The following is a 26,613-nucleotide window of genomic DNA, read 5'->3' as shown; positions in this document are numbered from 1 at the left end:
TGGAGTTAGGGGTTTCGGGTTCGACGGAAAATATTGATGAAAATTGTAATTCATGCTCCTTATCAATTTCTGCTCCTATCTGGAAACTTTAATCTTTCTTTCTTTTCTCAAAAAAGGCTAGATTTGTTCCTATACATTTACATTCATGATACAAAGAATACAATCGATCTGGTTTTTTTTAGCGGCATTAACTTTGACTTTAATGTTATTTTTACCTATCGCCACAAAAGATGCTGCAGGAACAGAATCAGCGGTATACACTACCGGGCTATACCAAACTTTAACTATTAAAGCAGGCATAAGTCTTAAAGTTCAATCTTTTCTACCTTTAATTATTACCAACATAGCTGTTGCATTTATTTGTTTAATGAATATCTTCAACTATAAAAAGAGAAGTTTTCAAAAACGGATTGCCGTTATTTCGATCATACTAATTGGAGGTTTTGCTTTTTGGTGCAGTGTTTATGCTAAAAAACTACCTGGCGGTATTGAAGGTGCTAGTTTTGGTGTTGGAGCATATTTGCCTGCCTTAGCTATTTTATTCGTTGTACTGGCTATCTTTGGCATCAATAAAGATGAAAGATTAATCCGCTCGGCCGAAAGGTTAAGATAATTCGCTTATGACTTACAGAAATACATTTACCGTTCTTTTTATCTGTTTACTCTTTTCGTGCAAAAAAGGCGGAAGCAAATCTGAAATAAATTTCCCATTAATGCTACAAACAGAAAATCTGGTTAAAAAATCAGAAACACGTTTATTTACGGCGAACGGTGAAATAAAAGATCAAAATATAATTAAGCAGTTTATTAAAAACGAAAGCAACTTTATTGTACCAGATCATTACGTTGCAGATGGCAGCAGTTTGTTTTTTTCAACTAACGATATGGCAACAATTGGCGGAAATGTAAACTATTCGGTAGTAAAAGACGGAGATTTAATTTTGTTCTACTCTCCAAAAACCGTATTAACCAACAATGAACTCATTGATCAGATTTTTAAATACCGGGCTCCAGTAACTCCTATCACAGCTCAGAATGGATACAACTTTATTACGCAGGAAGTAAAGGTTGCCCGTGGGGATTACGATAAATTTTCATTTTCGAGAACAGTTTTTTTGCTAAAACGCGGAGCCACTTCAAAACAATCGGGGATTGCATTTAACGATATTGCAGATGATATAGTTTCCAAATTGACAGCTCAGGATACCCTGGCCTATTTAGAAACCGCACTGATTATGGCTCGTTAACGCCTCCTAAAACAAAATAGTTTGATTAAAGCTATTTATCTAATATTAATTTTAAATATTTTTCGGCACTAATCTGCTTTGCAAACATTTTCAACTTAAAAGTAGAAGTGCTCAAAAGAGGATTGCAAGCTGACCATTATTACTAATTGCCGGTTTTGTATTTGGTGTAACTGCTATGCCCGCACTCGCTATTTTATTTTTGATTCTTGCCATCTTCGGCATTAACAAGGATGAAAGATTGATATGCTCGGCTGAAAGGTTGCGCTAGTTCTTTAATTTTAACAGAAAATTACCTCTCTCTATGCCGATTAAAATAAATTATGCGGTTAACTACATCTGTTCGGTGGTTTTGCTTTGCGGAATCTTATCGTGCAATAAAAGCATCCGTACTTTCGGAAAAACCAAAATCGCTAAAAGTGTCGATTCGATCTCCCTTAAACAGAGAATAGCCGAAATAAAAGGTTTAAATACCGATATTTTTACGAAAGGATCATTCAAAGGCGCTGGTAATACACCAATTGTATACCGCTTACTAAAACCAAAAAGTACGAACAGAAAACTTCCATTGGTAATTGTATTTCATGGATCAAACGCGGTTGGAAACGACAATAGCAGCCAACTGGGTATTTTAGCAAAATTATTTGCTACGGATGAGATACAGGCGAAATACCAAGCTTTTATTTTGGCACCGCAGTTCCCTTCGCGATCGTCAAATTACATGATGGACCAAAGCAGAAATGTACTTACCTCTGTACCACAGCCGTGTTTAACAACCGCATTACAGCTGATTGATAGCTTAAAAAACACTTTAAATATTGATGAGAAAAGGATTTACCTCATCGGTTTTTCGATGGGGGCATCTTCGGTGATCAATGCCTTATCGTTAAAGCCTGATTTATTCGCTGCAGGTATAAGCATTTCCGGCATACCGCAATTCGACAAAGTAAAAACACTCACGAACATTCCAATTTGGTTGATCCACGGAAATATGGATACTGAAAACCCCTTCAACAGCGATGAGCAGTTTTTTAAAGAACTAAGCCATAACAACAAGATCAGGTTCTGGGAGTTCGACGATCTGGCTCACAACGATATTTTCGCTCCTGCAATTTTAACTGACGAACTGCCCCATTGGCTGTTTAAATACAAACGTAAATAGCTGCATTACCCCAGCAACCTAAACCCGGTTGGCGTGAAAATCCTTTTTAAAACCTGAAAGGTTTGAAAAAGATTGAAACAGAAAACGGGACTGAGGTAACCTAAGCACAACTGCAGCCGCTTTCAAAACAAAAAACACATGTTCTTATTGCAATCACGACCTCAATTTAAACCTGCTACATCCTACCTTTTCCATCATCCATCTTACATCTACTGTTACTTCCTTATTTTCAAATATTTAGCTTAAAAAACTATTTACTTGATTATCTGTGAAATACGAAATATTAACCTTACCTTTGCGGCTCAATTAAAAATAAAAAGACGAATGACAAACCCATTTCAATTATTGGGGATAAGTGATGACGTCGTTAATGCCGTAAAGGATCTTGGATTTGAAACTCCAACACCTATTCAGGAGCAAAGTATTCCTGTACTGTTAGAAGGCACTAATGATTTTGTTGGTTTGGCCCAAACAGGAACAGGAAAAACAGCCGCATTTGGTTTGCCGCTGTTAGAACTAATCGATTTTAAAGTTAATAAACCACAGGCATTGATTTTATGCCCTACCCGTGAGTTATGCTTGCAAATCGCTAACGACCTTAAAAACTTTTCTAAAAACGTTGCTAATGCCCACGTTGTTGCCGTTTACGGTGGTGCGAACATTATGCAACAACTACGCGAAATACGCCAAGGCGTTCAGATCGTAGTGGCCACGCCCGGCCGTATGTTGGACATCATTGGCCGTAAAGCCATTGATTTTTCTTCAGTTAAATATGTTGTGCTTGATGAAGCTGACGAGATGTTGAACATGGGTTTCCAGGACGACATTAACGACATTTTATCAACTACTCCTGATGACAAAAAAACCTGGTTATTCTCGGCTACTATGCCTGCAGAAGTTCGCCGTATAGCTAAAAACTATATGGATAACCCTGTTGAATTAACCATGGGCACAAAAAATACAGGTAACGTAAACATCGAACACGAATATTACATTGTTCGTGCACGTGATAAATATGCTGCCTTAAAACGTATTGTAGATTTTAACCCTGAAATTTTTGCCGTAGTATTTTGTAAAACCAAATTGGATACACAAGATGTTGCCGAGCACTTAATTAAAGATGGTTACAATGCTGATGCTTTGCACGGCGATTTATCGCAACAACAACGTGATAAAGTAATGCAACGTTTCCGTGAGCGTAACATGCAGTTGTTAATTGCTACTGATGTTGCCGCACGTGGTATCGATGTAAACAATGTAACACACGTAATCAACTATTCTTTACCTGATGAAATTGAAAGTTATACCCACCGTTCTGGCCGTACAGGCCGTGCTGGTAAAACTGGTATCTCTATCTGTATCATCAACTCTAAAGAAGTTGGAAAAATCCGTCAGTTAGAGCGCATTATTGGTAAACAATTTACCAAAGCTGAGCTTCCTACAGGATTTGATGTTTGTGAAAAACAATTGTTCTCTTTGGTACATAAAGTACACAATGTAGAAGTTAACAACGAACAAATTGATCAGTACATTCCACGTATTATGGATGAATTTGCTGATTTATCAAAAGAAGATGTAATTAAACGTTTTGCTTCATTAGAATTTAACCGTTTCTTGGATTACTACTCTAAAGCTCCTGATTTAAATGCTGCAGTTGGCGATGATCGTGGTGCAGACAGAGGCGAAAGAGGTGCCGGACGTGGACGTGGTAGCGAAGGTTACACCCGTTTGTTCATCAACTTAGGTTCTGTAGATGAGTTTACCCGTGGCGATATGTTATCATTTATCTGTAACAACGGTAAAATTGGTGGCAAAAGCGTTGGTAAAATCGATTTAAAAGGTGTTTTCTCTTTCTTTGAAGTGGAAGACGATGTAGCTGACAAAGTTTTTGAAGGCTTTAAATCTGTTGAGTTTAACGGTCGTCAGGTACGGATCGAGAAAAGCGGAGACGGCGGTCGTGGTGAAGGTGCTGGCGAAAGACGCGGTGGCGGTGAAAGACGTAGCGGTGGTTTCGGCGGTGAACGCAGAAGCGGCGGCGGCGGCGGTTATCGTGGCGGAGGTGATAGAAAATCTGGCGGTGGTAGCGGAAGACGTGAAGGTGGGAACAGTGGTGGCGGTTTCAGAGATTTCTCTGGACGTAGCCGTGATGACAAAGGTGGCAACACCGGAGGTCCACGCAGAGAAGGCGGAAACCGTGAAGGTGGCAGTGGCGAACGAAGAAAAAAATGGTAAATCACTAAACCAAATATTTTACAGCCGTTCTGATTATTCAGGGCGGCTTTTTTTATGGGTAAATTTTGTTGTGAAGGGGTGACGTCATTTTGAGGGATAATTTATTATATAAAAATCAATATGAGTGACGTTTAATTGATTTCTTTTGCCCTAAGGCGTGGTCTTGCCTCGGCTCGCCGCCGCCGAAGGGCTCTTTCTTTTTGGCATCAAAAAGAAACAAAAAATGCCGGCTGAAAATTTTTCTTTTGAAGTCAGTTGTACAGCTAGAACAGTGCAGTCCGAAAAATTTGTTATGCCGGATTTAAGTAGAACGGGGATACGGTGCTATGGCCTAGCTGGACGGAAACGCAAAATCGATTAAAACGCTGATTAATAGCGTCTTGTTAAACAACGTCAATGATAGAAGTGCAACGCAGTCGGGAAATCTATTAGTATATCTGTCCGGTGTCGCATCAACAGATATATGTGATGTCAGATGTTACCAGCTGACCTCTAACCGAATTCTTAATTTAGTGCTTCTATAGTTACCTTTCACTCAGATGATAATACTTATTTACAAATTTTCTTACTAAATCAATCTCCAGTCAGATGGTAACATCTGACTTCACAGCCAATTTTTGTTTAAAAAACAGCTATAAAACATTATATTTAACGTTTAGATATACTAAACACGATCATGCGTTATTTAAAGTTTTTCATCATTTTATTTTCACTATTCATCAACAGCAGGCTTTCTGCTCAACAAAAAATTTCTGATCAAAAAATGCAATGGTTTGCTGATGCCAAACTGGGTATTTTCATCCATTGGGGTATTTATTCAGTTAATGGAATTTCCGAATCGTGGTCGTTTTTTAACAACTACATCAATCATGATGCATACATGAAACAGCTTGATGGTTTTACCGCTGCAAAGTACAAACCGGAAGAATGGGTAAACTTAATTAAAGAAAGCGGTGCTAAATATGCGGTAATTACGACCAAACACCATGACGGCGTGGCCCTTTGGGATAGTAAAGCTCCCTTAGCCACTACCACATTAAAAAATAGTACTGCTAAAAAAGATTTAATCACTCCATTTGTGGCCGAACTTAAAAAATCGGGGCTTAAAACAGGGCTATATTTTTCTTTACCTGATTGGAGCTACCCGGATTATGATGGTTTTACCCGCGACAGGAAACGTTATGATTATAAACAGGATCCTTTACGCTTTAAAAAATTCCAAAATTATTTTCAAGGGCAGTTAAACGAACTTTCGGCCAAATATAATCCTGATCTGGTATGGTTTGATGGCGATTGGGAGCATACGGGAGAAGAATGGCAGGCCAAAAATATACTATCGAACTTACGCAAGGTAAATCAAAATATCATTATCAACTCTCGCTTAAACGGACATGGCGATTATGATACACCGGAGCAAGGTGTTCCCGTTGTAAAACCAAACTCACCAGAATGGGAACTTTGTTACACCATGAATGATTCGTGGGGCTATCAGCCTTATGACAATCATTATAAATCATCAAACATGATCATCCGCACCCTGGTTGATTGTTTCAGCATGGGCGGTAACTTATTGCTTGATATTGGACCAAAAGCAGATGGAACCATTGCGCCAGAACAGGTTAAAATTTTAAAAGATTTAGGCCGCTGGACCAAGAAACATGCAGAGGCCATTTATGATACACAGGCAGGGATCCCAGATGGGCATATTATCGGTAAAACTACCTTATCCAAAAACAAAGATGTACTGTACCTGTATCTCGATTACAAAACCGAAAACGGGATTTTACTATCAGGTATAAAATCAAAAATAAACAACATTGAAGTAGTTGGCAGCAAAGCACAGCCATATACAATTAAGCTAAATGAAACAGATTATCTCCTTAATTTTAAGGAAGCAGATTTTGACAGCGATGTAACCGTTCTAAAAGTATCATTAAACGGCCCTATTCAGCTCGTTGAAGACAAACAGAAAACCCTTTCGCTGGCAGACTTATATGCTGCGCCCAAACAACGGGGTTTAACCAACTTAAATCTGAACAGGCTGGCCATTAACTTAAATGCAGGTATAAATGTATTTCAAAATACAGGTTTAACTGCTGATGGCTTAGACTTTAACCCTGGAATTAAAAACGCAGATCAAAATATTAGCAACTGGGTAATCAAAAATGCAGAGGCGCTATACAAAACAACGGGGGGAATTCCGTCAGGACATTACCAAGGCAATACGGTCCTTTCTGCAGATAAACAAACCCTTTACTTATTTGTAGAAGGCACGCCAACCGGGCCAATTGCCATTAAAGGTTTAAAAAACAACATCAGCAGGATCAGGATTGTGGGTGAAGGTACCATGCTACCACACGAAATTTATAACAAACTGTATTGGAGCAAAATACCGGGCATTGTTTACATTCCGGTGCCTAAAGACAAACTAGATCCCGAATTAACCGTAATTGCAGTACTTTTAGATAGCCCGATTGATTTGTACCGCGAAAAAGTTGGCGCGATAGAAAGCAATCTTTAATTATTTTGTATCCTAAAGATCCTTCGACTCCGCTCAGGAGGGCAACCATATGGAGTTTCTGTGCTTCCGTGCCCGAAGAGCAAGGCCAATGTCCTTAGTTATGCCATGCTCATGGGTAAACACAATTTAACCACAGATAAATTAGGATGCACACAGATATAAACATCTGTGTTTATTTGTGTCCATCTGTGGTTAAAAACTCTTAACTTAATGACCTTGATGGCAAGGTGGGCGTGGCAAAAAATTATTTAACAATTGTAAAATAGTGGCGCGACTTTACGATTATCCTTAAATTGCATTACTTTCGCACATCATGCAGGCAAAATATATCTCATATCAGGAAACCGGATCATTTTCAAAACTGGTTTTAGATTATATTAACGACGAAAATCAGCTTAAAGCTTTTTATAGCTATCGTCCTGATATGGAGGGCTTAGCCAAAGCAATTGAGCATAGAAATTTTTTAGGCAATAGAGAAACTTTAGTTCAGGTTTTACAAGATCAATACCAACATTTACAGCCCAATAAATCGGTTACCAAAAACATAGAACTTTTAGGTTCAGCGAACACCTTTACGGTTACAACGGGCCACCAATTGAATTTATTTACTGGTCCACTTTATTTTATTTACAAAATTGTAACCACCATTAATTTAGCCATCGAGTTAAAAATGGCACATCCCGATAAAAATTTTGTTCCGGTTTATTGGATGGCAACAGAGGATCACGATTTTGATGAAATTAACCATGTAAGTGTTGATGAAAAGAACATCAGTTGGATACAGCAAACCAATGGCGCCACCGGAAGACTAAGCACCAAAACCGTTGCCGCAGCAGTAACGGCTTATAAAGGATACCTTGGGATCTCTAAAAACGGAAAACGAATTGCCAAATTGGTAGAACAGGCCTATTTACAACACGATAATTTAGCCGATGCCACCAGGTTCCTAGTAAATAACTTGTTCGAGAAATATGGCCTGGTGATTGTGAATGCTGATGATACACAACTAAAAAAGCAATTCGCGGATATCATTACCGAAGATATCATTCAGCATAATAGTGCAAAAAATATTGAAAATAGTTCGAAAAATCTGGAGGACTTAGGCTATAAAACCCAGGTGAATGGCCGTGATATTAATTTCTTTTACCTTATCGACAATCTGCGTGAGCGTTTGATCTTCGAAAAAGGAAAATACATTGTAAATCATACAGACATTAGTTTTACGGAAACGGAACTAAAAGCCGAAATCGAATCATATCCCGAGCGTTTTAGTCCGAATGTAGTAATGCGGCCCATGTACCAGGAAGTGATTTTGCCAAACATTGCTTACATAGGTGGCGGTGCAGAAGTAGCTTACTGGATGCAGTTAAAGGCAAATTTCGACTTTTATAAAGTTGATTTCCCGGTTTTATTGCTTCGTAACTCAGCTTTATTGATTGATAAACGCAGTGCGCAGAATTTATACCACTTAGGTTTTTCTTTAGAAGATATATTTTTACCAGTTGAAGCGTTAAAAAACATTTGGGTAAAGCGAAATACAACTGCCCAATTGAGCTTAGCTGATGAAACCAGGGCCATTAACAGCATTTTCGATCAAATTAAGCTAAATGCCTATAAAATAGATAAAACGCTTTCTGTATCAACAGATACAGCAAAACAGCGGACCAATCATTTATTGGCTAACCTGGAGAAGAAACTATTCCGCGGAGAGAAAAGGAAACATGAAACGGCATTGCTGCAGATTGATAATGTAAAGAAAAGACTTTTTCCGAATGGAGCACTTCAGGAAAGAACCTTAAATATTGCACCCATGTATGTAAATTATGGAGAAGATTTTCTTTCCTCATGCATAGAAAACTTCGAACCACTGGGAGGCGATTTTACTGTTTTATTGCCGTAATTATTAGATAATCCGTCATTGCGAGGCACGAAGCAATCTTAATGCACCTAGTTTAGCGATAGTCGTAGGATTGCTTCGTGCCTCGCAATGACGACAAAAAATAAAAAATGAACTTCATCACTTTTACAGAAACCAATCTTAGAGCTTTTACCTTTAGCGTTTTTAAAAAAATGGGCTGTTCTGATGAGCATGCCGATTTAGCAACCGATGTATTAATCCGTTCAGATTTACGTGGAATCGACTCGCATGGCGTTGCCCGTTTAAGCGGTTATGTACGCCTTTGGGAAAAGAAAAGAATAAATGCGACACCCAATATTAAAATCGTACATGAAACACCTACTACTGCCACTGTAGATGGCGATGCAGGTTTAGGCTTAGTGGTTGCACCATTTGCCATGAAAGTTGCTATAGAAAAAGCAGAAAAATACGGTAGCGGATGGGTATCGGTTAAAAATTCCAATCACTTCGGTATTGCAGGTTACCATGGTTTAATGGCGGTAGAAAAGGATATGATCGGAATCAGTATGACCAATGCAAGCCCTTTGGTAGCCCCTACTTATGCTAACGAACGTTTATTGGGTACAAACCCCATGTGTTATGCTTTCCCAGCAGGGAAATACCCACCGGTAATTGTAGATATGGCCACAGCAGCGGCAGCAAACGGAAAACTGGAAATTGCCCAGAGGGCAAATAAAAGTATCCCAGATGGCTGGGTTCAGGACAAAAACGGAGAAAACTCTACTGATCCGAACGAATTAAAAAACGGCGGTTCGCTCCTTCCTTTGGGCAGCGATAAAGATCATGGCAGTCATAAAGGTTATGGATTGAGTGCTACGGTCGATATTTTATCAGCGGTGTTATCTGGCGCGAATTATGGCCCTTGGGTGCCTCCTTTTGTGGCTTTCTTAGAACCATCGGCCAATCCGGTTGGCGAAGGACTTGGCCACTTTTTAGGCGCTATGCGCGTAGATGGTTTCAGACCAGCTGCAGACTTCAAAGATCATTTAGATAATTGGATAGAACGCTTTAAAAGTGCAAAAACAATAGATCCTGATAAAAAGGTAATCATCCCTGGCGAACCTGAACATGAATTTGAGCAGGAAAGGAAAATCAGCGGTATTCCGATCATTGATGTTGTGGTGAAGGATCTGAATGAACTTGCAGTGAAGTTAGGGATAGAAGAATTAAAATAACTTCATTTAACCGCAAAGGGCGCTGAGAAGAAAGCACGAAGTTCGCAGAGTTGGATGTAGCAATTCTATTTTTCCTTAAAGATCCTTCGGCTACGTTACTTGGCAGACTCCAATAGAATGATCGTCATCTCGACTGGAGCGCAGCGAAATGGAGAGATCTATCTAGGCAGATTTCTCGACTGCGTTGCACTCCGCTCGAAATGACGAAAACTAGGGGGAGACTATCTCCTTGAACTTCTATGTCATTTATATTGATTTTTATAGAATAAATTAACCCTCAGGATGGCAGCCGAATAAAAATTTCATGTTTTCCGTGTTTCCGCGGCAAAGACACTTAGGTGAGTTCGTCATTCTACCGCTTCAATAGATCCTGAAATAAATTCAGGAGGACGGACGTAAGAAAACACGGATTAGAATAAAAAAAGCCGCAGATTTAACCAGAATTTGCGGCAACTATTAATGATATTGTTTATACCATAGGATGTATTTTTTTAAGGCTTAACAGTTAAGTTATCTTTTAAATAAAGTGATTTACTTGATGATCCGATCATAATCCTATATTCCCCAGGAGCTACTTCCCATACATTATTGATATTGAGTGTTTGCAGCACCTCTTTATCCAGTTTGAATGAAATTACCTTTGTTTCGCCAACCTTTAAATGTACCCTCTGAAAAGCCCTCAATGCAAGAACTGGCTGCGCCAATTTGCTCAACAAAGGTCTCATATACAACTGCACCACTTCTTCACCATCGTAATTGCCCGTATTTTTAAGCTCGAAGCTTAAATTAGCGTTTTCATTTTTAGCAATACTTTTACGGTTAAACTTCAAATTGTGGTAAGAAAAGTTGGTATAACTTAATCCATATCCAAATGGAAAAAGTGGTTCGCCGCTTAAGTTGTTATAATCATCGCCTCTTCCCGTAGGTTTATGGTTGTAAACCAACGGTAACTGTGATTCATCTATCGGGTAAGTAATTGGAAGTTTACCTGATGGATTTACCTTGCCAAGTAGTACATCTGCAATGGCGCTACCGCCTGCTTCGCCTGGGTACCAAACATCTAAAACTGCATTTACTTTATTTAACCAAGGCTGCATATTAATGGCACTTCCACCGGTTAATACCACAATAATAGGTTTCCCGGTTTTTGCGAGTTCCTCCAGTAGCATTTCTTGATTACCAGGCAGGTTTAACATCGCCCGATCTAAAAACTCCCCTTCTTTTATACCTGCAACAAATACAATTGCATCGTTATTTTTTGCCGCAGCAACTGCATCGGCTATTTCGTTTGATTTCTTGATATTATAATCCCAGATCAGTTTGATTTTACCATTGCCTTTAGGCTCATAAAATTCGACCTTAATTGCATACTCCTTATTTTTCTCGAAATGAAATGGAACGGTTTTCGTATTGAATGATTTTTTATCCCAATTATCGATAAGTAACTGGTTATCCAGGTATAATCGGTAACCATCGTTTCCCTCCAATCCGATATTAACATCAACATTTTGTGGCACCTTAATTTTACCGGCCCACCTTACCGAATAATCATCCAATTGGAGCTGCTCGTCTGGCGGGTACAATGTCCAACTGAAATTAACCGCCTTATCATTTACTTCTTTAACGGGTTTCCCTGAGAACTGAAGCCCTTTGTAATAGTTTCCTATTAATCCTGCTTTCTGATTGGCAGAAAGAAACTGGCTATCTACCGGAATATAAGATTGCAGTTCCCGGCTACTGCCCTTTACATAATTAACCTTAACGTTATTGGATACGGCATTTTTTAAGCCCTCCAATATATTTATCTTATTGTTTCCGGTACCGCTGTAGCCACCTAATCTGGCTTCAATTGCATCTTCCCCTACCAGTAAGATCTGCTTTTCACTTTTTAAAGGAAGCGTGTTGTTATCATTTTTCAGGAGCACAAAAGATTTTAAAGCGGCCTCTTTGGCGAGATTGTGATTACTTTGATCGCTTAGCATCTTTTCAGCAATACTTTCATCCACGTAAGGATGTTCAAACAGCCCCAGCTCGAATTTAGCTTTCAGCACCCTTGACAATGCATCATCTATTCTCGATTTGGGAATGCCACCATCTAAAAATGCGGGCAGAAAAAGTTTATAATGATTATAATCTACCTGGAAGATTACATCAAGGCCGGCATTAATCGATTGCGCCGTAGCATCTTTATAATCTTTAGCTGTAAAATGTAATACATTGGCACCTCCAACTGCACCTGCATCAGAAATTACGAAACCTTTAAAACCCCATTCTGTTTTTAGTTTAGTGGTGAGCAGCCATTTATTTGAGGTTGCCGGAGTACCAAAAACGCTGTTATAGGAAGTCATTAATGAACGGATACCTATATTTTTAACCCCATCTTTAAATGCTGGAAAGTGGATTTCTTCTAAAAAATGTTTATCCATCTCTATCGGGTAGCTATCCCGCCCGCCATCGCCAACATTGGCAATAAAATGTTTTGGGGTAACAATGATATTCTGCCTTTCTATGGCATTCATAAAAGCATGCCCTATTACAGTTGTTAGATAAGGGTCTTCTCCATAGGTTTCTTCTACCCTGCCCCATCTTACATCTGTAGCCATATTGATTACAGGCGCCAAAAGATCTCTCAAACCGCGTGCCCTTGCCTCATTGGCAATAGCGGTACCAATTTTGGCTACTAAAGTAGTATCGAAACTTGCAGCTAAACCAATTGATTGTGGAAAAGCAGTAGCACCTTGCCTAACCAAACCGTGTAAAGCCTCATCAAATGGAATGATGGGAATGCCCAAACGGGTTTCCTCAACAAAAAATTTTTGAATTTCATTTACTTTTTTAGCCAGAGAAAGTCCATCTTCAGAGGTATTATAGGTTAACATTTGTTGTGCATTACCACTTCCCTGGGCAGCAGCACTTACCTGCAAACCAAAAATACCGTTTTTAAATTGTGTCTTATTTTCAGTTGTAACATCTCCAGGAATCATAAATAACTGCCAGAATTTCTCTTCCGGTGTCATTCTCGAAATGAGGTCTTTTACCCTCAAATCGACACTTAATTTCGGATTTTTATAGGGTAAAGATTGCCCTTTAACTTGAGCAAAAAGGCTACTACAGAAAAATAATGCAGGCAATAAATATAGGTGTCTTCTCGGTTTCGGCATTGCTATTTAGTTTCGGGCGTAAAAGAAAAAGTCAGGGCTATTTTCTCCTCTGTTTTAGGAAAATCGAAGTGTGCTTTGCCATCTTTCAATGTCCATTTTACCTTTTGGTTGGTACTTAAAATGGTAATGAGACTTCCTTTTTTAGGAATACTCCCCTGCCATGAAATTTCTTTGTTTGGCGTATTGCCGATTAAACTGATGCCGTAAATAGTTTTACCGTCTTTACTTTGCGTAAACCAGTTCTGTCCATCATGGTAGTTTTTGGTAATCCTTGTTCCGTATATGGCAACACCATTCTTACTGGTCCACTTACCAATTTCATCCAATCTTGTAATCACATGATCAGGCAGCGTTCCATCAGCTTTAGGCCCAATACCTAAAAGCAAACTTCCGCCTTTGGCTACTATTTCTACTAATTTATGAACCACTTCTCCTGCCGATTTATACTGATCGTTGGGTACAAAACCCCAGGCTCCGCCTAACGTCATACAGCTTTCCCATGGATACTCCAACTGATTTTCAGGGATTTTTTGTTCAGGGGTTTGGTAGTTTTCAAACTGGCCGTGTACCGTTCTATCCACTACAATTAAACCAGGTTGTGCTTTTCTAGCATCAGCTGCAATTTTCGGCATATCAATATCCTGACTCCAATCAGGAATAGGTGCTCCCCAAGAAAGTACTTCTTTATTTACGCTAGCCCGTGGACGGACCCATCCACCATCTAACCATAAAATATCAATGCTTCCGTAATTGTTCATTAACTCTCCAATCTGGTTCTGGGTATAACTTTTGAACATATTCCACCGCCATTCATTCTTTCTGATGTCGTAATTGTTATTTCTATCTGCAGTGGCATATTTATCCCACCAATAGTATTGAGAATGCCAATCGGGTTTAGAAAAATAAGCACCGATCATAAAATTTTCCTTACGGAAAGCATCGAACACATATTTAGCTACGTCTTTTTTGGCATTGGTTGAAAAAGGACCTTTTGCAATGCTAAAATCAGATTGTTTGGTATCGAACATAGCAAAGCCATCGTGATGTTTGGTGGTAAACACCAAATATTTCATTCCTGCACTTTTACCTGCTTTGGCCCATTGCTCAGGATTGAATTTTGTTGGGTTAAATTTTTCATTAAGGCCCCAATACCATTTTTTATAGTCTTCGTATTTAATGGTACTGTCTCTATCGATCCAATCTTCAGAACAGATTGACCAAGATTCGATAATCCCTGGAACAGCATAAAGCCCCCAATGGATAATCATTCCAAACTTTTTATCCTGCCAGGTATCGAGTTTTTGCTTAACAGTTAGATCTGTTGGCCACTCGTAATCTGATGATTCTTTTAGTATGTCGTTTCTTTGGGCACTTGAAAACTTAGCCAAAGCAATTAAAACAAGTACTAGGAGGTATTTTATTTTCATTGTTATTCTGTTTTTAACTTAATCTTTTTTCATTATAATTTTTTCGGTCTGATATGCTCCGATATTCCTACCTTGAATCTGACCATTTTCAATGGCTGGTCTGTAATGTATACCGCCGTAAAGTCTACTAAGAGCGGCTTCGTTAGCAGCTTGATTAAAAGAAGTGAAGCTTCGCACCGGTAATCCGAAATCAGTCTCAGTATTGTCTTGAAACTTAAAATTATCGCCAAATATTTTGGTTAACACATAGGCTGCAGATGTTGAAGCAACGCTATGCCCACTCGGGTATTCGGGAAATGGAGGTGTTTGCAAAATTGGCCGCCAATTTTCATCGATATTTGCATCAATAAATGTTTCCGGGCGAATATAATTGCTCCTGTATTTCTCATCCCAACAGCTGATAAAGGCATCAAATAATGCAATACAGGTAGATGTATAAGCACGACTACTTTGAACGTAGTTAAAGCTTTTTAGTTTGCAGGCAATGCCAGCTATCGAAATCCAGTGTGCTCCTGGTGATATCTTTTTCGTAGCATAGTTCATATGCCCATTTACATTTAAAAAGAAAGGGTTACAATCCCAAAATTTCGCTATATCTAATTGCTTTTGATTTAGATTTTTACCAACCGTGTAAACTTCATTTGCATTGATATAAAAAGCACTATTTTTATCTTTACTGTAAGGGGGAGGAGGTGAAGGTTTAAATTGATCAGCTGTTTTCATTACAAGAGGCCTTATTCTATTCCAATAAGGCTCTACAGTTGCCATATAACCAGGGGGAGTAGGTGCCCAGTTGCCTTCTTTTTTTACAATGCTGTATCGTCTTAATTTACGCGTCTCTTTATAATAATCCTGATCAACCCATTTTAAAACAGAATCAGACACCTTTTTACCGTATAAAATAGAATTTTGAACAATAGTATCGGGATATCCTTTTACTTTATACCATAATAGTATACTGTTTAGGCTATCTAAAGCCACTTGATCAGAGAAAACAAGTCGTTTTGCAATCTGCCAATAGGCATAAGTTGCGGCGACAGAATAACTAATTTGCTTTTTATCTGCATTTGGAATGCCATTAAAGCTATTCAACTGTCCTTTTAGAGATTGAAACTGACTATTGTCTTTCGCCTGAATCTCGTATGCAGCAATGTTTGCATAAACAAAAATTCTACTCGCAACCGGCGGAGAAAATATATCACTCACAATGATATCAGAAAGTACCTTTTGCGATCTGTGCAGTGGTAAAGGATCATTTTCGCTTTTACGCCACTGAGCACTAGCACTGATTGAAATACAGAAAATAAACAAAAACAGATATATCTTCATGATGCTGGTTTTAATTAGTAGTTTTTAAAAGCTGGACCTTATCATTATTTTTAACAACTATAATTTTTTTGATTGCTCCCTTAATCTCAATCATATTCCTAACGTCGCCATCTATATACAATCCTGAATCATAAGGGGACACCGCTTTAAAATCGCCCTTTCCATTTCCGACCAAAAGTAAGCCCAAACCTGCATCTGTCTGACCAAGCTGAACCCGATATGGATAAAAATTTCCCGACAAAAGAATATCCTCTTTCCCGTCCTTATTAAAATCATCTACAACCACGCCCCATGTTCTCGAAAATTGTGCTTCAATTGGAAGTACCTTAATTGTAAATTTTCCAGTTCCATCATTCAATAAAATGGAGGTTTCCAATTGCTTACAATAAAATTTTTGACTTTTACTCAACTGCTCTGGTGTAAATAATTGTTCTATTGTGATATCAGCATAAGAGGCATAATTTAAAAACCGTTTTTTTAATTGAACCATCTGATCAAGTAGTTCATCTCTAGAAGCCATCGGATAATTTTGCCCTTGAATGTAATAACACATCACTGGATCTAATACGCCATCATTATTAAAATCACCTGCATAAACTGTTACCGGCTGCTTACTATTGGCTTTAAATTGATTGTTTAAACCACAGTTGCCAACAATAAAATCCATTGCCCCGTCCTTGTTTACATCCATTGGTACAATTTTACTCCACATACCATCTGAGTTTTCTAGTCCAGAATCTTTATCATATTTTAAAGCCCCCTTATCATTTTTGAATTTCTTTAATGGCATCCAATCACCGCCAATTAACAGCTCTGGGTATCCATCAGTGTTCAAATCCTGCCACAAAGCGGTAGCAACCATACCCGCGTACTCCAATTCAGGAGCGAGTTCTTTGGTTACATCAATAAACTTTACCGCTCCACCTTTTGATTCGTTACGTAATAAATAACTTTTACTGCAGAGGGGGAAAGATCCCGGTTTACTCATACCGCCAACAAAAACATCCAAATCTCCATCCTTATCAAAATCAGCAATGCTTATGGCCTGTTTACTACTCCACATTTTTGGCAATGCATCTTGTGCCTTATTAAAAGTACCTTTCCCATTATTTAAATATAATCGATCCTGATACTCTGGGGCATTTTCATCATACTCATTTCCACCGCTTACCACCCATAAATCTAAAGCCCCGTCGCCATTTGCATCGAAAAAAACAGCATTTACATCTTCACTCGCTTTATCTTCTTCCCAAGGCTGACTTTGAGAAGGACTAAAGTTCCCCGCTTTATCGCCTAAGAATAATTCACCTGCCTGACCAATTGCCCCACCTATAAAAACATCTTCTATTCCATCTTTATTAATATCAGCCTTAGCTACCGCAGGTCCAAATTTAGATAGTTGATAAGGTAAAAGGGTTTCGCCTTTAAAATCGATAAAATCGTTTTCATGATGTTTAAAATCTAAGCCTGAATCTGCAGTATAATCTGTAAATAGTGCTTTTGGTGCACTAATATTCTCCTTTTTTATTACAGCTTCATTCTGCTTAACTGTTAGTGTCTGATTTGATTGTACATTTTCAATCAAACTTTCTTTTCCGTCTGGCCAAACTATTTTTACATAATTTATTTTATTGTGTTTACCTAAACCAAAACAATTGATTTGATCTACACTTGATTGATAACCACGTACCACATACTTCTCCTGATACTGTAAATTATCATCTGTTTTAATATAGATTTTAGCCCCAATTGCTCCTGTATTTAATCCTTCTCCAATAAGATTAATTTTTAAATAGTTCGATTTCAGTAAATCGGAATTGTTCTTATACACCATTACCGGTGAGTTTATATTACAAACAATTAAATCCAGATCACCATCATTATCCAAATCGGCATAAGCAGAACCATTTGAAACGGAAGGTGTTGAAATGCCCCACTCTACTGTTTTATTGGTAAAAGTTAAATCATGGTTGTTTGAAAGAATATAATTTGAGATTTGATTCGATGGCATTTTCTTCACCAGATCGAAGGTTTGAAATTTTAAACTCCCTTGTTTAAGTGATTCCTTTTGGGCATTTGCAACGGTATATTTCAGAAAATCCATATCCGTAAAGTCTCTTAAATATCCGTTAGAAATAAATAAATCCTTCCAACCATCGTTGTCAAAATCAGCAAATAAAGGTGCCCAACTCCAATCTGTATTAGAAATGCCTGCCAATTGTCCTATTTCGCTGAAACGCAAATTACCATCTCCTCCTAATCCCTGATTTAAGTGCAGCATATTTCTCATCTGCTGATTGTAATATCCACTATCCAGTAATAAGTGATATTGATCATACTCATCTGGTCCTTTAAGCAGCTTTTGCCTATGATTATCTTCGGGCAACATATCAAGCGTGATGATATCGGGTTTACCATCATTGTTATAATCGGCTATATCAGAACCCATTGAATACTTTGAAATGTGCTTGATAGACTTCCGGATGCTTTCAGAAAAAGTACCGTTCTTATTGTTGATATAAAGGCAATCCTGTTCAGTATAATCACTTGAAGTATAAATATCCGGCCAGCCATCATTATTTAAATCGCTTACCGCTACGTTTAGGCCAAAATTTAAGGCATTATTTATAATTCCAGAGGTTAACGTAACATCTACAAAATGGGGTTGATTGTTTTTAGAATCATTTCTAAATAAACGATTCCCAAATTTCATATTTGGGGTAGATCGTACTTTTTTAGTATTTAAAAAAGGTTTGTATGTTTGATTTGAATGATTTAACAAAAACATATCTAAATCACCATCCTTGTCGTAATCAAAAAAAACTGCTTGTGTAGATTGGGTTCCTATTGCATCAAGGCCGTAAACCTCTGCCATGTTTTTAAAAACAGGTATACCAGCTTTTATTCCCTGGTTAATAAATAACTCATTTTTAAGTTTACTGTCAGGAAATTTCCCGGAATGACTTACATATATATCGGGTAAGCCATCTGCATTTACATCAGCAATACATACCCCTGTTCCCCATGTACCATTTCCTCTTACACCTGCTTTGTTCGTAATATCTTCAAATTTTAAATTTCCTTTGTTAAGGTATAATTTATGATCTGATGCATTTGATGAAAAAAAGATATCTGACAAACCATCGCCATTAAAATCGGCTACTCCAACACCTGATCCGTTATACAAATATTCATAGTTCATAACGTGTAATGAATCCGTTTCAATTACTCTATTTACAAAACTGATATTTGTTTCCTTTGCTGGTAACAAGGTAAATAAAGGCTGTTGTGCATTAGCGTTGTTAACAACAGCAGCTTGCATTAAGAAAAAAAGTGCAGATAGCCATATTCTTATTTTCATGGTACTTCTTATTAAATCAAGCTGAAATTAAATTACACAGTTGGTAGTAAGCCTTTATTTTAATTGTATTTGTTCATCATTTTCTTTGTAGGGCAAAAACACAAGTAACATGGTCAACATCTCATCGGTAGATTTCATATCATTGGCCGAATAAACATTTCGGGGAGGACTGCTTGGATTGTTAGGATTACTCGTTGTATTGTCGTAAGTACCCTCTATTGTTAGTATAGAGCCCTTTGGGATTTTTACTAAATTTTTAAATTGATAAATTTCCTGCCATCTAAAATCCCAGGATGGAATTGAAACGAGTTGTATGGTATCTTTCTTAGGCGTTACTGCGTATGATTTGAATATCTTACCCAGGTAATGCATATGTGGCCAAATGTATAATAAAGATTGATCTTGTGGTGTTGTGATTTTTAATTCGAACTTTCTTACAGACTCAGCAGGGATAAAAAAGTAAGGCTCGATAGATTTTTCGCCTACGCCTGCAGAGCCTAAACTAATTACCTCAACTTTCCGCCCTATTGGCGTTTTTTTGAAAAAGAAATTTACACCTGAAATATTCTCTTCCTCCTTTGAAACGGGAGCAAAGTGTACAGTTAATAATATAACCCCCCGTTTAGGCATTACCCAGCCAAAATTATTTGGATAAGATTCATAAGAGGTTCCTGGAATCCATCCTCCATAATAAGTCATTGTTTTCTTGAAAGGAAAATACTGCGAGTATTTAGTCCGATCATCTTCTGTTAAATTTAAAAAATCGGCTCCCTGGTTAATATCAATATCATTTGCAACAGGGTGAATAGCAAAGTTAGCATGATGTACTACTTTTTTATTGGATGAAAAAAACTCCATTGCTTCTACGTTTTTTTCTACGCCAATATCAAAAGGAATTTTAAAAACAATAAACCGCTCCTTATTATCGCCTAAAACTTTATATGGTTTAATTGTTTTTAAAACAAGATCGGGTTTCCTGAAATATTGGGTCCCATCTATATATGTTTTAACTGCTTTTTTAGGCATTTCGCTAATATCGCCCATCGGCATTTTCGCGTCAACCCATTTGGCTATAGTTAGTTTTTCTTCATTTGTTAATGATCTATCATTCTTAAATAGTCTGTAGTGGTTATCTGGCTTCCATGGCGGCATATAACCAGATTGGGTTACCTTTTTAATAAAAGAGCCTCTTTTTGCAACATCCTCATAGGTTAATAAAGCAAATGGAGCAGCTTCTCCTGGCCTGTGACAGGGTTGGCACTTATTTTGGATAATGTATGCAACATCTTTATAGTAAGTTACCTTTTGGGCACTTACATGAGGTATGCAAATGAATGTCCCAAGTATAATGGTAATAATTTTTAATAATACTAAAGATTTTGGATTCATTATATGTCGTTAATTAAGCACCCTACAGGAATCGTTTTTTTAAATGTTTGTTTGCCGTTTAGAAGGTCTTTTATAGCTTGCTCAAGATATTTTTCGGTAATTACCAAGCGTTTCTGTCCGAGTGAGGAAGACCAGTTATCGATTAATCCGCTGTAAACTATTGCGCCCATTTTACTGATTAAAAAAACCTCAGGCGTAGTGGTTGCACCTAAATATTTTGATAATCGTTTGTCTTTGTCTGTTAACAGATCGAAGTTGATACCATATTCATTTTTAAGTTCATTTATTTCTTTTATTGAATAACTGGTACCTGGGATTACTCCGCAAAAATTGATGCTTTTATTCGCATTTTGAAGTTTTACCAAGCCTGGTAAATAATTTTTGCATAGCGGGCATTCGGGGCTTAAAAATACAATGATTGTTGTTTTGTTTAAATTAATTCGACTTTCTTTACCTGTTAAATTGATTAATTTAATCGCATTTATTTTTGCAGGGGATACTAAATTTTCCTGAGCTTTTATAAAAACAGGAAAAATAACGATAGCGAGTAAAAAACTCAGTCGAATAATAACATTAGCTAATTTCATTGCTTTTAATTAAAAAGAACCCTTAGTAAAATGACTAAGGGTTCTTTTAATTTAGTGATTATTTTTTATCCCACCAAACACGACCAAAAGGATCATTTGGACCGGCACCAAAATCAGGATTTTTAGCCATTTCAGCAATCGCAGTCTGCTGATTTGCATAGTTTAAGTTGGTTGGACTTAATAAATCTATACCTGCTCTACGTGCTAAAGTAAGTGGCGTTCCGTTGGCCTTTAATTCAGACCACGCCAACACCGAGGTGGTATTGGGAAAGCCAGTTCTTTTCCACCAGGCCCAGGCTTCTAAAGGTTGTCTAAAGAAATCAAGGTAAGCCTGACAAGCGATTTGATCAGTTGCTTTAGCCGGATCAAAATTAACTCCAACTTTAGCATAGTAAGCATCAATTGCTGCAGGAGTTACAGCGGTAAAATCTTTTACATTCGCATCAACTGCTCTATCACTATAAAATTGAACAGATGCATATACACCTTTTTTATACCATGTTTCAGCAACGTCTGTAGTAATATTACGGGCCGCAAGATCTGCACGTATAAAGCAATACTCGGCATATGTTAGCACAGGAAAAAAACCTTTGCCTGTACCAGCTTTTAAGCCATCATTATTGTCGAAATTAGGCGTAAACAATCGGTGTTGCAACTGTGATAAATTATCTAATGAAGCATACAACGGCGCATTAGCTGGTAATTTTGCTTCATCAGGACTGGTAAAACTTCCCACGTAATTTCCAGCTGCATTTGGACGATAATATATCGCTAATCTAGGATCCCCTTTTGCAACAAGAAAGTCTAAAACGGGTTTACCTGCTGCAAAGTTCGATGGGCTAAAGTTTCCGCTTGCATCTGCATAAGATGGGCCAACCTTAAGCATCCAGGAATCGTTAACATTTGCCATCTGTACTGGATCTGCTAAAACTTCGGTAGCAATTGCTTTCATTTTAGTTGGATCAACTTTCATTAAGCGAATAGCGATTTTCAGACGTAAAGCGTTTGCTGCTTTAGTCCAAAGTGTTGCATCTCCATTGAAATATGGATCATTTCCACCAAGACTGATCTGACCGGTGGTCGAGCCTTTTAAAGTAGCAACAGCTGCTTTCAATTCTGCATCTACTTTTGCAAATATTTCCTGTTGCGTATCATAACGTGGGGTTTTAGTACCACCATACCTCCCTTGGAAAGCTTCAGTATATGGTATACTTCCATTGATATCGCTCACATAAAATGCATAATATGATAAGAGTATTTGTGAAATTGCTTTCATCTGAACCCTTGCATTTTTATCAGCATCGGGCATTGATTCTATGTTTTTTATCCCATCAATCAAAGCTGGGCCTAATCTGCCATAAAATATTTTACCATAACGCGTATTAAATTGCGAGCCAACATTATTAAAGTTTAGTCCGTTTCCAGTACTTAGTGTGCTATACTGCATCCATAGGTTTGCGGCACGGTACACATCTGCAAAGTACTCGAAATCATCCTGGGACCCTACTGCAGCTCTAAGAAATTGATCTTCAGGCTTAACTTCATATATTGTATTAGGGTTTAAATTTGCTTCTACAAAGCTTTCCTTTTTACAACCGCCCACTACAAGCAAAGCTGAAATTATCAGGAAATATATTTTTGTTTTATTTATAGTCTTCATATCTCTATTATTTAAATAATTAAAACGATGCCCTGATATTAAAACCTAAGCTTCTTACCAAAGGAAAACCGCCATATTCAGCAAAAGCACCTGCCCTGTTGCTAAAAATACTTTCAGGATTTACACCATCTTTAGCTGTTTTATACAAATAGGCTATATTTCTACCGGTTAAATTTAGGCTTAAAGTATTTATTTTTAATTTACTTAAATATTTACTTGGTACAGTGTAGCCTACTGTTACTTCGCGAAGTGCTACCCAAGAATTTTCAAATACTGAATATTCCCTGATACCACTAGACCATTGACTTAAGTTTTCATAATAAGCGTAAGCCGGTACTGGTTTTAACAAACCTTGTTTAACTGCATCTGCATAGGTCATTCCGCCTAAGTCTACTCCATTTGCTTTTAATCCATCATTCAATACACCATCAGGAATAATACCATCATGCTGTACTACACCGTTTGCATCGGTATAAGTTACACCACCTGATGCTTCATCCCTGCCAAAAAGTGAATTGGCAAACGAACCATTAGCTGATCCATATTGATGCGTTCCAGAGGCCATTAAACCACCAATTTTAGCATCAATTTGAAAACTGAATGTAAAGTTTTTATAAGATAATTCTTGTCTGGTACTGGCAAGATAATCCTCCATCATAGTACCCAAATTTTTTCTGGTACCATCATAATCCTGGGATCTTACAAAAGTGTAATAACCACCGGTGGTTCCATAACCCGTATTACCTAATACTTTTTTACCATTACTTGCACTGGCAATTGGATTACCGTTTGCATCTTTCTTTTGATAATATGAATAACCATACCCTGTAATCAAAGAACCATATTGTTCGCCTACTCTGGCTACCGAGGTTATATCATTACCAAAAGCTAGATCTAAGTCATAATTTTCAACCCCTGGTGCCAATTCCAATATTTTGTTCCGGTTACGTGTAAAAGTAACTGAAGCATTCCAATTAAAATCTTTTGACACGATTGGTTTACCAGTTACCAGAACCTCGATACCCTGGTTCTGGATGTTACCGGCATTTAAAGCTTGCGAAGTAACTCCTGATTCCTGTGGTAAAGAAAAGCTTAAAATTTGATTGTAGGAATTTTTCTTATAGTAAGCAAAATCAATGTTTATACGGTTTTTGAAGAAGCCTAAATTGGTACCAATTTCGAGTTCCTTGGTTAACTCATTTTTTAAATTGTCATTTCTAAGAATGTTATCACTAAATCCATAAACCGATTGATTGCCTCCATTAGCATTACTGAAACTACCGTCTTGTAACCTATAGTAGCCGGCTGTATTCGTATATTGTGGCTGAGCCGATAAACCTGTGTAAGAATATGATGCTCTTAACTTACCAAAAGATAATATCGAACTATTTTTGAATGCTGGTAACTCGGTAAATATCCAGGCTAAACCTATGCTTGGATAGAAATATGAATAATTACCGTGCCCATCTCTATAAGTAAGCGCCGATGACCAATCATTTCTTCCGCTAACATTTAAGGTCAACATATTTTTCCAGGTAAGATCGCCATACAAGTAAACTGCGTCTGTACGTTCACCCAAATTTGGATAAGCGGTTGTTGATGAAGGGTTAACGGAATTCGAAATGGAATAAAGATCCGGAACCTTAAGTCCGCCATTGGTAACCGACCTGTTATAAAATGCAGCGTCGCCAAGGTTTTTTTGATAAGTTTCCGCTCCGATTGAAGCATTTAACTCAAAATCACTTGAAAGTTGTTTACTCGCATTTAACAAACCTTGAACACGATAGGATTTATTGGTATTTTGCGTGATCTCGTAATCGCCACCGGCGAAGCCAACACCAGCTCCTCTATTTTTTCTTTCGTAAGCAATATTGTAAAAATTAGTGTTAGCTCTCACCAAAGCCGAAAGCCAAGGAAGAATTTTAATATTTACATCAATATTGGCCAATAAATTATTTTCCTTTTGCGTTCTATTATCATTTTGAAGTCCATATGCAAACGATCCTATACCATAAGGGTCATAAAGATTTCGATTACTAGAACCCAAAGCGCCTCCGGTTACCGGATTGATATTATTGTTGATATAGGCATTTAAATCAACGTTTCTAGGCTTATAATAGGTAAACGCAAACAAAGGATTATTTGCACTTCCCTGTCTTGCCGGATTCAATGAATTCGACATGGTGTAGTTTACACTGGCATCAACTGAAATTGATTTTGAAATTTCTCTGGTTACCCTAAATGCAAATGCATCTCTTTTTAAGCTGTTTCCAGGTTCAACACTTGAATTATTCAAATTGGTATAGGCTAACCGGTAAGTTGTGTTTTCGTTAGCACCTTCAACCGATACGTTTGTATTGATGAACTTTCCAGTATTAAAATAATCTAATGGATTATTGGCTACCCATGGCCTAACAACCCCATCTAAATCTTTAACCATTCTTCCATCCAATTTAGGACCAAAAGAATATCCACCTACGTAATAACTGGCCTGCTGATCAACAACATCCATCCCATTTGCATCTTTTGCAAAAACAGGTGAAATTCCACCTCCATATTCATTCTGAAGATCTACAAATTTATAGGCATTATCAAAAGAGCTGGTTTGCGATACAGTTACGCCCAAGCCTTTGGTAGTTTTACCCTTTTTTGAAGTGATTAATAACACTCCTCCTGCTGCTTTAGAACCGTATAATGCTGATGCAGCAGCCCCTTTTAACACACTAATACTTTCTATATCGTCAGAGTTAATGTTTTTCATAATATTACCAAAATCTGCAGCATCACCCCATGAGTCTGCTCCAGAAGTACCTGGTTCCAACAATATTCCGTCATAAACAACTAAAGGTTGTGTGTTTGTACTTAACGACGAGTTGCCTCTAATTCTAATTCTTGAAGAAGAAGTAGGGCCGCTGGCACCTTGATTAATCATAACACCCGCAACCTTACCCTGCAAAGCATTTACCACATTGGCATTATTTGCTTGCGCTAATTCTGTACCACCAACGGCTGTTGCTGAATAACTTAGCCTTTTGACTTCTTTTTTAACACCAAAGCCAGTAACAATAACTTCGTTTAGTGATTTTGAATCATCAAGCATTACAATAGCCAGATTTGATGAAGCAGCAACTTCTTGAGTGGCTAAACCAATAGATTTAAAAATCAATCTAGCGCCGTCTTTTACCGTAAGGGTAAATCTACCTTCGCCGTTGGTAGAAGTTCCATTTTGAGTTCCCTTTTCGAGAACACTCACCCCAGGAATGGGATCACCGGACGCGTCTTTAACGGTACCAGTAATATTCTTCTGTGCAAAAGCGGTTATTGTTAAAAAACATAACAATAGCACACTTAGACACTTTAAGTACATTTTTTTCATAATTTTATTTGTTTAGTTGATATTAGTTTGAAATAATTCGGGACTTAGTTGAGGGTCATTTCTTTCATTTA

At 37.7% G+C, this 26,613-nt stretch carries 16 protein-coding genes; 8 read left to right on the top strand and 8 right to left on the bottom strand.

Annotation, left to right across the window (positions count from 1 at the left end; all coding sequences use genetic code 11):
- Positions 1-145 precede the first annotated feature (145 nt).
- The 8 genes from LQ227_RS13590 to LQ227_RS13560 all read left to right on the top strand — a co-directional run bounded on the left by LQ227_RS13590 (position 146) and on the right by LQ227_RS13560 (position 10,252).
- Entirely contained in the window at positions 146-613 is a 468-nt protein-coding gene (locus tag LQ227_RS13590) for a DUF4293 domain-containing protein (protein ID WP_230146272.1), read from the top strand.
- A gap of 100 nt (positions 614-713) precedes the next feature.
- Positions 714-1,247 carry a hypothetical protein gene (locus LQ227_RS13585; RefSeq protein ID WP_230146271.1) on the top strand — a complete coding sequence of 178 codons (534 nt, stop codon included), beginning with the start codon at positions 714-716 and terminating at the stop codon, positions 1,245-1,247.
- A gap of 175 nt (positions 1,248-1,422) precedes the next feature.
- Positions 1,423-1,515, top strand: coding sequence for a DUF4293 family protein (locus LQ227_RS25640; RefSeq protein ID WP_371823053.1), 93 nt, complete (start codon positions 1,423-1,425; stop codon positions 1,513-1,515).
- A gap of 33 nt (positions 1,516-1,548) precedes the next feature.
- Complete coding sequence (locus tag LQ227_RS13580) at positions 1,549-2,406, top strand: acetylxylan esterase (RefSeq protein WP_230146270.1); 858 nt, start codon at positions 1,549-1,551, stop codon at positions 2,404-2,406.
- Positions 2,407-2,730: 324 nt separating this feature from the next.
- Positions 2,731-4,638, top strand: coding sequence for a DEAD/DEAH box helicase (locus LQ227_RS13575; protein ID WP_230149661.1), 1,908 nt, complete (start codon positions 2,731-2,733; stop codon positions 4,636-4,638).
- 676 nt (positions 4,639-5,314) lie between these two features.
- Positions 5,315-7,159, top strand: a complete 1,845-nt coding sequence (locus LQ227_RS13570; RefSeq protein WP_230146268.1) for an alpha-L-fucosidase — start codon at positions 5,315-5,317, stop codon at positions 7,157-7,159.
- 313 nt (positions 7,160-7,472) lie between these two features.
- A complete protein-coding gene (gene bshC, locus LQ227_RS13565; protein WP_230146267.1) occupies positions 7,473-9,059 on the top strand; it encodes a bacillithiol biosynthesis cysteine-adding enzyme BshC in 1,587 nt (528 codons plus the stop codon).
- Positions 9,060-9,166: 107 nt separating this feature from the next.
- Complete coding sequence (locus LQ227_RS13560) at positions 9,167-10,252, top strand: Ldh family oxidoreductase (RefSeq protein WP_230149660.1); 1,086 nt, start codon at positions 9,167-9,169, stop codon at positions 10,250-10,252.
- Positions 10,253-10,743: 491 nt separating this feature from the next.
- Here the strand turns inward: LQ227_RS13560 and LQ227_RS13555 are convergent, their stop codons facing one another.
- The 8 genes from LQ227_RS13555 to LQ227_RS13520 are packed head-to-tail and all read right to left on the bottom strand — an operon-like array spanning position 10,744 to position 26,542.
- Positions 10,744-13,413 carry a glycoside hydrolase family 3 C-terminal domain-containing protein gene (locus LQ227_RS13555; RefSeq protein WP_230146265.1) on the bottom strand — a complete coding sequence of 890 codons (2,670 nt, stop codon included), beginning with the start codon at positions 13,411-13,413 and terminating at the stop codon, positions 10,744-10,746.
- Positions 13,414-13,415: 2 nt separating this feature from the next.
- Entirely contained in the window at positions 13,416-14,840 is a 1,425-nt protein-coding gene (locus LQ227_RS13550; protein WP_230146264.1) for an alpha-L-fucosidase, read from the bottom strand.
- A gap of 18 nt (positions 14,841-14,858) precedes the next feature.
- A complete protein-coding gene (locus tag LQ227_RS13545) occupies positions 14,859-16,151 on the bottom strand; it encodes a vanadium-dependent haloperoxidase (protein WP_230149658.1) in 1,293 nt (430 codons plus the stop codon).
- Positions 16,152-16,179: 28 nt separating this feature from the next.
- Positions 16,180-19,530 carry a VCBS repeat-containing protein gene (locus tag LQ227_RS13540; RefSeq protein WP_230149656.1) on the bottom strand — a complete coding sequence of 1,117 codons (3,351 nt, stop codon included), beginning with the start codon at positions 19,528-19,530 and terminating at the stop codon, positions 16,180-16,182.
- A 54-nt stretch (positions 19,531-19,584) separates the two neighbouring features.
- Positions 19,585-20,919 carry a cytochrome c gene (locus tag LQ227_RS13535; protein ID WP_230149655.1) on the bottom strand — a complete coding sequence of 445 codons (1,335 nt, stop codon included), beginning with the start codon at positions 20,917-20,919 and terminating at the stop codon, positions 19,585-19,587.
- Positions 20,919-21,506 carry a redoxin domain-containing protein gene (locus tag LQ227_RS13530; protein WP_230146260.1) on the bottom strand — a complete coding sequence of 196 codons (588 nt, stop codon included), beginning with the start codon at positions 21,504-21,506 and terminating at the stop codon, positions 20,919-20,921. Before LQ227_RS13530 ends, LQ227_RS13535 begins: the two co-directional genes overlap by 1 nt.
- 58 nt (positions 21,507-21,564) lie before the next feature.
- Positions 21,565-23,166, bottom strand: a complete 1,602-nt coding sequence (locus LQ227_RS13525; protein WP_230146259.1) for a SusD/RagB family nutrient-binding outer membrane lipoprotein — start codon at positions 23,164-23,166, stop codon at positions 21,565-21,567.
- A gap of 19 nt (positions 23,167-23,185) precedes the next feature.
- Positions 23,186-26,542, bottom strand: coding sequence for a SusC/RagA family TonB-linked outer membrane protein (locus LQ227_RS13520; protein ID WP_230149653.1), 3,357 nt, complete (start codon positions 26,540-26,542; stop codon positions 23,186-23,188).
- Positions 26,543-26,613: the final 71 nt, after the last annotated feature.

Source organism: Pedobacter sp. Bi27 (assembly GCF_918698255.1).
Classification (GTDB): domain Bacteria; phylum Bacteroidota; class Bacteroidia; order Sphingobacteriales; family Sphingobacteriaceae; genus Pedobacter.
This window is presented reverse-complemented; position numbering and strand designations above follow the sequence as displayed.

Coding starts and splice junctions, on each gene's coding strand:
- LQ227_RS13590 (WP_230146272.1), top strand. CDS start 146: ATGATACAAAGAATACAATCGATCTGGTTTTTTTTAGCGGCATTAACT.
- LQ227_RS13585 (WP_230146271.1), top strand. CDS start 714: ATGCTACAAACAGAAAATCTGGTTAAAAAATCAGAAACACGTTTATTT.
- LQ227_RS25640 (WP_371823053.1), top strand. CDS start 1,423: ATGCCCGCACTCGCTATTTTATTTTTGATTCTTGCCATCTTCGGCATT.
- LQ227_RS13580 (WP_230146270.1), top strand. CDS start 1,549: ATGCCGATTAAAATAAATTATGCGGTTAACTACATCTGTTCGGTGGTT.
- LQ227_RS13575 (WP_230149661.1), top strand. CDS start 2,731: ATGACAAACCCATTTCAATTATTGGGGATAAGTGATGACGTCGTTAAT.
- LQ227_RS13570 (WP_230146268.1), top strand. CDS start 5,315: ATGCGTTATTTAAAGTTTTTCATCATTTTATTTTCACTATTCATCAAC.
- bshC (WP_230146267.1), top strand. CDS start 7,473: ATGCAGGCAAAATATATCTCATATCAGGAAACCGGATCATTTTCAAAA.
- LQ227_RS13560 (WP_230149660.1), top strand. CDS start 9,167: ATGAACTTCATCACTTTTACAGAAACCAATCTTAGAGCTTTTACCTTT.
- LQ227_RS13555 (WP_230146265.1), bottom strand. CDS start 13,413: ATGCCGAAACCGAGAAGACACCTATATTTATTGCCTGCATTATTTTTC.
- LQ227_RS13550 (WP_230146264.1), bottom strand. CDS start 14,840: ATGAAAATAAAATACCTCCTAGTACTTGTTTTAATTGCTTTGGCTAAG.
- LQ227_RS13540 (WP_230149656.1), bottom strand. CDS start 19,530: ATGAAAATAAGAATATGGCTATCTGCACTTTTTTTCTTAATGCAAGCT.
- LQ227_RS13535 (WP_230149655.1), bottom strand. CDS start 20,919: ATGAATCCAAAATCTTTAGTATTATTAAAAATTATTACCATTATACTT.
- LQ227_RS13530 (WP_230146260.1), bottom strand. CDS start 21,506: ATGAAATTAGCTAATGTTATTATTCGACTGAGTTTTTTACTCGCTATC.
- LQ227_RS13525 (WP_230146259.1), bottom strand. CDS start 23,166: ATGAAGACTATAAATAAAACAAAAATATATTTCCTGATAATTTCAGCT.
- LQ227_RS13520 (WP_230149653.1), bottom strand. CDS start 26,542: ATGAAAAAAATGTACTTAAAGTGTCTAAGTGTGCTATTGTTATGTTTT.